This window comes from Novosphingobium sp. SG751A, assembly GCF_013149295.1.
Classification (GTDB): domain Bacteria; phylum Pseudomonadota; class Alphaproteobacteria; order Sphingomonadales; family Sphingomonadaceae; genus Novosphingobium.
In genome coordinates, this window is record NZ_JABGCB010000030.1 from 23027 (window position 1) to 30525 (window position 7499).

The window sequence follows — 7499 nt, forward strand, 5'->3', positions numbered from 1 at the left end:
ATCGAAAAGCAGATTCGCGCAAGCCATTTCGCGCCCCTGAAAGCTGCCGTTGCGTCGCAGCACTGCGCGAATTCGAGCCACCAGTTCGTCCGGGGAGAAGGGCTTGGCCATGTAATCATCGGCCCCGGCATCCAGCCCGGCGATGCGAGCCTGCACATCGCCGCGCGCGGTCAGCACGACGGTTGCTGTGCCGTCTCCTTTCTGCCTCAGGCGATGGAGCAGGGTCAGGCCATCGCCATCGGGCAGGCCGCGATCCAGCACCACCGCTGCATAGGTGTTGGTCGAAAGCAGGAGGGCTGCCTCTTCAAGGGTGGAGGCGTGGTCCGTGGCCATGCTGGCATCGGCCAGACATTGCCCAAGCGCGGTGGCTAATGGAAGATCGTCCTCAATCAACAATATGCGCATAACAGCACCGACAGCGATTGAGGGCTTATAGGGCATAATCGGTCCGGCGGCTATCGAGCGCGGCTTGCATGAAAGCCGAAGCGGTTTGTCAGAAGGCAACTGCTATAGCTACCGGGCCGTGCATCCCAACCCGGACATAATCGCCGCCGACCGACGTCAGAAGAACGGCAATCTCATCGAGCTCGGTTGGCACCTTGCGTTCGCACAGGACCTTGCCAGTTTCGTCCACCACGCACACCGATGTCTCCTTCAAAAAGACATCAAGACCTACGAAATGTGTCATCGCTCTCACTCCTTCCCTCGATACGCGAGGTCAGGCTAGACCCCGATCAAGCCATCTTACGTGAAGGGATTGCGCTTCCAGCCAATGAAAATCGCAACCGCCGCGATACTCCATCTCTGTGAGACCCGATACAGCACGACCAAGCTCCGCCTCGGTCAGTGCGGACAGATCCATGAAGCCCTCAAGGGGTCACACCGCCAAGCTCTGCAATTACAGATCGGAGCCAATTTTTGGTGCAATTCAAGAGGTTTGGTCGAAAAAAGCGCAAGCTTATTGACAGACCTATTAGTATGAGCTTATTTATCTTATAAATGAGATTTGAAAACACTTGAAGCTAAGCCTTAAGGGAGGGTATTCGTGATTCGCAAACCATATGGCGCCACCATGGTGAGCGCTCTGGCTTTGGTTGTGGGCGCCGGCCCCGCGTTCGCCGCCGATGAGCCCGCACCCCAGGATATCGTGGTCACGGGCCTGCGCGCCTCGCTGCGTGACGCCATCTCGGCCAAGCGCGCTTCGGCCGTTGTGACCGAGACGATTTCCTCCAAGGATATCGGCGTTTTGCCCGACGTGACCATCGCCGACGCGCTGGCCCGCCTGCCGGGCGTGACGGCCACGCGCGACCGCGGCAATGCCAGCCAGGCTTCTGTGCGCGGCCTTGGGCCTCGTCTGGTGCTGGGCCTTGTCAACGGGCGCGAGGTGGCATCCTCCGAGCCGGACCGCAATGTCCGCTGGGAAATCTATCCTTCCGAAGCGGTGTCGGGCGTGACCGTCTATAAGTCGCAGGGCGCCGATCTGATCGCGGGCGGTGTGGCCGCCACGATCGACATCCGCACGATCCGCCCGCTCGACTATTCCGGCCCGCGCCTGACGCTGCGCGCCGGGGCGCAGATGAATGATCCGGGTTTCCGCATCCCCAATTATGACACCGTGGGCACGCGCGGCAGCCTGCAATATGTGACGCGCCTGAGCGATACGCTGGGACTGTCGCTGGGCGGGACGTATCAGAAGCAGAAGAACGGCTATTCCTCGTTCCAGGGCTGGGGCTATAACAATGCCGACGCGGGCAACAGCCCGCCCACCTATAACGGCAAGTCCATCAATGCCCCATGGGGCGCGCAGGCCGAGGTCAAGGCGCTGATCGAGGAGCGCTGGAGCACCAGCGCGGGCCTGCAATGGAAGCCGAACGATCACTGGGATATCAACGCCGATTTCCTCTATTCCAATGTGAAGATCAACGAGAACCAGTTCCAGCAATGGCATGGCGGCTGGGGCGACTGGGGCGGCACGCTACCTGACGACACCTATGGCGCGGGCCAGTTCACGCTGGCGGGCAATGATATCGTTGGCGCGACCGTGAGCAATTACAAAACCACTGTCACGAATGTGATCGCCAAATATACCGAGGAAAAAAACCTGCTGGCGACGGGCCTGAACGCCCGCTATCGCGCCGATGATGTGACGGTGAAGTTCGACGCATCCTATTCGCAGGCCCGCCGCAACAATGTCTGGGCCGCGCAGGAATGGAATGTCTGGCCCCAGAGCGTGACGTTCAACACTGCCGCCGGTGCTGTGCCCTCGATCTCGACCGCGACGGATGTCACCAACCCTTCGGCCCAGTCCTATGCCGGCACGGGCCTTACCGGTCCGCAAAGGCTGCTCGACACGCTGGGCGCGATGGCGATGGATTTCAATTACAAGCTGCATGGCGGGATCATCACGGCTCTGAACGCGGGCCTGCGCTATTCGAACCGGGTCAAGAGCTTCAACTCGCTGACCGGCGGCACGGTCAATCTGTCGGGCACGCCCAGCTTTTCGTCCTTCAACATTTCGGGCGGCGGCTTCAGCTTCCCCAACATGCTCTATGCCAATTATGATGCGATTTCCTCGCTCAATCTGGCCGGGGCGACGCAGGACAAGACCCAGTACTGGCGCGTGCGTGAGGATGATTTTGAAGCCTATGCCATGGCCGAACTGGGGGGCGAGCTGGGCGCGGTGCCCTATTACGGCAACCTTGGCGTGCGCATGGTCGATGTCAGCACAGGTTCGAGCGCCTATCAGGGCGTAACCTCGTGGAACGGCAGCGCCAATGTCACGACCTATAATCCGGTCTATGCGCCCAACCACTATTTCCGCGTGCTGCCCAGCCTCAACCTGAACTTTGACCTGATGGACAAGCTCAAGCTGCGCGCAGGCGTGGCGCGGGTGCTCAGCCGTCCGCCGCTCGACGAATTGCGCGCCAGCCAGAACCTGTCCTACTATCCGCCCTCCTACCTCTCGGGCAGCGCGGGCAATCCGAACCTCAAACCCTTCATGGCCACGCAGGGCGACCTCAGCCTTGAATATTACTTCCACAAGGATGCGGTGATCGCGCTGGCGGGTTACTATAAGGATGTCGACAGCAATGTCGGCTATACCCAATATCCCACGACCATTGCGGGCACGACCTATACGATCACCGGCCCGGCCAATGGCAAGGGCGGCTATATCACCGGTGCGGAGCTTTCGCTCTCTACGCCGTTCTGGTTTGTGCCGGGCCTGTCCAATTTCGGGGTCTACACCAATGTTGCCTTGGTGGATTCGAATCTGAAGGAAATGACGCCCACCTATAATCCGCTGCCCGCCGTGGGCATGGCCAAATTCACCAGCCAGTTCGACCTGTGGTATTCGGGCCATGGCGTGGACGCGCGCATCGGCATCAAGCATCACAGCCCGCAGACCGTGATCTTTGGCTGGGACGCTTCGAAGCTGACGCGGATGGAGAGCGAGACGATTGTGGGGGCCAGCGTGTCCTATGCGATCACCAAGGCGATCTCCTTGCGCGTTCAGGCCAACAACCTGACCAATCAGGCCGCGCGTTTCTATTACGCCAACGATCCCAACCAGATCGCGCGTTATGAAAAGTACGGTCCCAGCTATCTGGCCGATGTGACGGTCAAGTTTTGATTTCGAAGGGCCGCCGGCGCGCAAACCGGCGGCCCTTCCAACTCTCTCACAGCAAAAGGGCCGCAAGGATTGCTCCTCGCGGCCCTTTTCGGTTTGGCCGGACGGCCTTATTTCCGCGTCATTTCCATAAAGCGCATCACGGGCAATGCCTCATGCCGCTTGATGTCGAACCATGCGGCATTCTCCCAGTCGGACCCCACGCCCCAGCGCGTTTTGCATCCGGTCGAAACCCGGTCGGGCGCCCAATAGACCACGCCATTGCCGCCATTGGCCACCACCAGCTTGGTCAGATCCTCCATATAGCGGGCCTGCCCCTCGCGGGTAACGGGATATTCTGGCAGGGCCGAATCCGAACCCAGCAGGTTGCCGGTCGTGTCGCCATATTCGTTGGTGAACGGATAGGCCGTTTCCACCACCCACACGTCTGCGCCATAGCGCTTGTGGGCTGCGTCGATCACCTTGCCCAGACCGGACAGGTTGTATTTCGACCATTTGGAATAATAGCTGATGCCGATGATGTCATAGTCCATCACCCCGGCCGCCGTCGCATCATCGAACCAGCCGATGACATTTTCCGGCTGGGCAATATGCAGCATCACCTTCATTGGATGGGCATGGGCCTTGGCCGCCTCGCGCACGGCGGCAACGCCTGCGTTGATCAGGCGCGCATTGCGCTCCCAGTTGATCTTGCCATCCTTGGTCCCGCCCAGCATTTCCGGGTTCGTCTCATTGCCCACCTGAACGAAGGCGGGCAACTGGCCCTCCTTGGCCAGAGCGTCGAGGATCTCGCGCGTGTAATCATGCAGCGCTTTGACCTGATCGTCGGTGGACAGTTTCGCCCATGCGGCGGGCGCGATCTGCTTTTCGCCATCGGCCCAATCGTCGGAATAGTGGAAGTCCAGCAGCACCTCCAGCCCCGCCGCATGGGCGCGGCGGATGGTTTTGAGCACATCCTCATAGGTGCTGTATTTGGTCCAGCCCGGCGCGTTCCAGATCCGCACGCGCATGATGTTGCCGCCATGCGCCTTGGTCAGCACAAAGGGATCGACAGGTTTGCCGCCCTCGCGAAAGACCGCGCCGCAATCTTCCATTTCGTTGGTGAAGGACAGATCCGCGCCAAGATAGAGTTTGGGCGCGGACGAAGCCAGCAGCGCGGCAGCAAGAAGTTCAAGGGCCATGGTTGCAAATCTTTCAGAGAGTATGGGCAAACAGGTCAAGCCGGGCCGGGGCCAGCCCGTCGCCCTGCGCGGTAAGAGTGATCTGTCCGGCGCTCCTGTCGGCCTGAACCAGAACCTGCGCCAGCCCGTTGAAGGTGCGGCGATCGAGGCCGTGGTCGGGGGCGGTGTCGGTGGGGTCGCCATTGCCGGTGCCCAAAACGCGCCCCGGCCCGCTCAAGGCGAAACGGATAGGCACGGCGGCTGTCGGCACAGGATTGCCTGCGCGGTCGAAGACTTCGGCCCGGATGATGGCCATATCCGCGCCATCGGCCCTGATGCGCGTGGCATTGGCGGAAAGGCGCAAAGAGGCCGGAGCTCCCGCCGTCACCCGCCGGTCATGCGCAGCGATGCGTCCGGCCTTGTCATAGCCAATCGTCTCCAGCACGCCGGGCGCATAATTCACCTGCCATGCCAGATGCCCGTTGCGCGGCATGTCCTTGCGGCCAAGGCTGCGCCCGTTCAATCGCAATTCCACCTGCGCGCAATTGCCATGGGCCCAGACCTCGATGGGCTGCCCTTCGCGCCCCGCCCAGTTCCAGTGGGGCAACAGATGGACCTGCGGCAACTCGGGCCGCCACCATGCGCGATAGTAATGGTAATTGTCCTTGGGGAACCCGCAAATATCGGCCGCGCCGAAATAGGAGGACACCGAAGGCCATGCCGCATAGGGCGTGGGTTCGCCGCGATAATCAAAGCCGGTCCAGATAAAACCGCCCGCAATGCCCGGATCCTTGGCGGCGATGGTCCACCACGCCTCGGCGGTGCTGGCCCACCACGGCGCCTCGGTGTCATAGGCGCGCACGATATGGCGCGCGGCGTCATTGGCATATTCGCCGCGCGTGGCAACGGTGCTGGCGGTTTCGGTGCCGATCACCGGCGTGTCGGGATATTTGGCCTTGAAGGCGGCGATCTTGTCGGTGCGATAGTTGAAGCCCACCACATCCACCGCGCGCGCCGCGCCATCCTCGTGCCATCCGCTGTCCATGGCCTGCGTGGTTTGGCGCGTGGGGTCCAGTTCCTTGCACCGCGCCGCCAGCTTTGCCGAGATGTTGCGCCCGCGCGGGGTGCCCTGATGCCCTTCCTCATTGCCCACAGACCACAGGATGATCGAGGGATGGTTGCGGCTGGAAAGGATCATCCGCTCCAGTTCGTCCATCGCCTCGGGGCTGGTGTTGTTCAGCCTTGTTTCGGCGATCATCAGCATTCCCATCTCGTCGCACAGGTCGAGCAGGGCCTGCGAGGGCGGATTATGCGCGCTGCGCCAAGCATTGGCGCCCATCTCCTGCATCTGGGCCACGCGCCAGCGGTGCAGCGCATCGGGAATGGCCGTGCCCACGCCCGCATGGTCCTGATGGTTGCACACGCCCAGCAATTTGACCGGCGCGCCATTGAGGAAAAACCCCGTTCGCCCGTCGAAACGCAAGGAGCGCACGCCAAAGCTGGTTTCCACCCGGTCGACAACCTCGCCCGCGACCACCACTTCGCTGATGAGGCGATAGAGCGCGGGGTCTTTGAGCGACCACAGGCGCGCGCGCGGGATGGCAATGGTGTGTTCCACCGCCGCCTTGCCGGCAACGGCGACGGCGGGGCCATCTCCCGCCGCCGCCACGCCGCCATCGGGAGCCACCACCCGATAGCGAAGCTGAACCGAAGCGCCCGGATTGACCAGATCGGTCGACACCGAAAGCGTCGCGCCTTGCCCACGCGGCTCGGCCCGCACGCACACGCCCCATTGCGGGATATGGCAAGGCGCGGCCGAAACCAGCCTGACATGGCGATAGATGCCCGCGCCCTCGTAAAACCAGCCTTCGCCAAGGCTGGCATCGACGCGGATGACCAGCAGATTGGGCTTGTCGTCATAATTCAGGAAATCGGCGATATTGACGCGGAACGGGGCATAGCCGCCCGTATTTTCATGCGCGATATAGCCGTTGACGATCACCACGGCATTGCGGAACACCCCGTCAAATTCCAGCCAGACCGCGCGGCCCTTGTCCTGCGCGCCCACCGGCAGGGTGCGGCGATACCAGCCCACGCTGTTTTGCGGAAAGTCGCGGCCGATGGCACGGAAACCATGGCCCGCGATGAAATCTTCGCGCCCCTTTTCCATGGTGGCGGGCGGGGCATAGGGCAGGGCGCTGGCCCAGTCATGGGGCACGCGCACTTGTTCCCATGCGCTGTCGTCGAAATCGGGCTTGACCGTTTCGGCCACATCAAAGCCCGGCTTGGCATAGGTGCGCCCCCAATTGCCGAAACCGAAATCGCGCGCCGGATCGGCGGCATGGCCAAGGTGAAAGCGCCAGCCATCGTCGAGCACCACTTCGCGGCGGGGCGAGGGTGCGGGCGGGGCCGTCTGAACGGCGGCCTTGGCCAGCGCCTGATCGGCGTAGGCAAAGCCCGAGGCCGCCGCCAGCGAGGCGGCAAGGACACGGCGGCGGTCTAGCGGGGGAAAAGAGCTGGTCATGGTGTCAGAACTCGAAAGGGGGGAGGGAATGGTGGCTGCCCAGCATCATCGCATCGGCCACCAGCGTCAGGGGCCGGGCATCGACATCGCTTTGCCCCGCATCAATCAGGCTGGCAAAACGGGCGTAGAGCCGGGGATATTCGGCATCGGGCGCAATATTCTGCGCCTTGCCGTCAAGGGTCATCCG

The 7499-nt window shown here is 62.2% G+C and carries 4 protein-coding genes and 2 pseudogenes; 1 reads left to right on the top strand and 5 read right to left on the bottom strand.

Annotated elements, in window-relative coordinates; all coding sequences use genetic code 11:
• Positions 1 to 78 precede the first annotated feature (78 nt).
• Positions 79 to 441 (bottom strand): annotated as a pseudogene (locus FHW96_RS26865) (response regulator); the annotation flags it as partial.
• A 52-nt stretch (positions 442 to 493) separates the two neighbouring features.
• Positions 494 to 688, bottom strand: coding sequence for an IS110 family transposase (locus FHW96_RS24130; RefSeq protein WP_216651047.1), 195 nt, complete (start codon positions 686 to 688; stop codon positions 494 to 496).
• A 357-nt stretch (positions 689 to 1045) separates the two neighbouring features.
• Here FHW96_RS24130 and FHW96_RS24135 point away from each other — a divergent pair, with 357 nt between their 5' ends.
• Positions 1046 to 3631 (top strand): TonB-dependent receptor, encoded by a 2586-nt coding sequence (locus tag FHW96_RS24135; protein WP_172343114.1) that lies wholly within the window; start codon positions 1046 to 1048, stop codon positions 3629 to 3631.
• A gap of 107 nt (positions 3632 to 3738) precedes the next feature.
• Here FHW96_RS24135 and FHW96_RS24140 read toward each other — a convergent pair whose 3' ends face one another.
• From FHW96_RS24140 to FHW96_RS24150, 3 genes and pseudogenes are all read right to left on the bottom strand, one after another.
• Positions 3739 to 4809, bottom strand: a complete 1071-nt coding sequence (locus FHW96_RS24140; RefSeq protein ID WP_172343115.1) for a glycosyl hydrolase 53 family protein — start codon at positions 4807 to 4809, stop codon at positions 3739 to 3741.
• A 13-nt stretch (positions 4810 to 4822) separates the two neighbouring features.
• Positions 4823 to 7312 carry a beta-galactosidase GalA gene (gene galA / locus FHW96_RS24145; RefSeq protein ID WP_172343116.1) on the bottom strand — a complete coding sequence of 830 codons (2490 nt, stop codon included), beginning with the start codon at positions 7310 to 7312 and terminating at the stop codon, positions 4823 to 4825.
• A 4-nt stretch (positions 7313 to 7316) separates the two neighbouring features.
• A pseudogene (locus FHW96_RS24150) lies at positions 7317 to 7499 on the bottom strand (gfo/Idh/MocA family oxidoreductase); the annotation flags it as partial.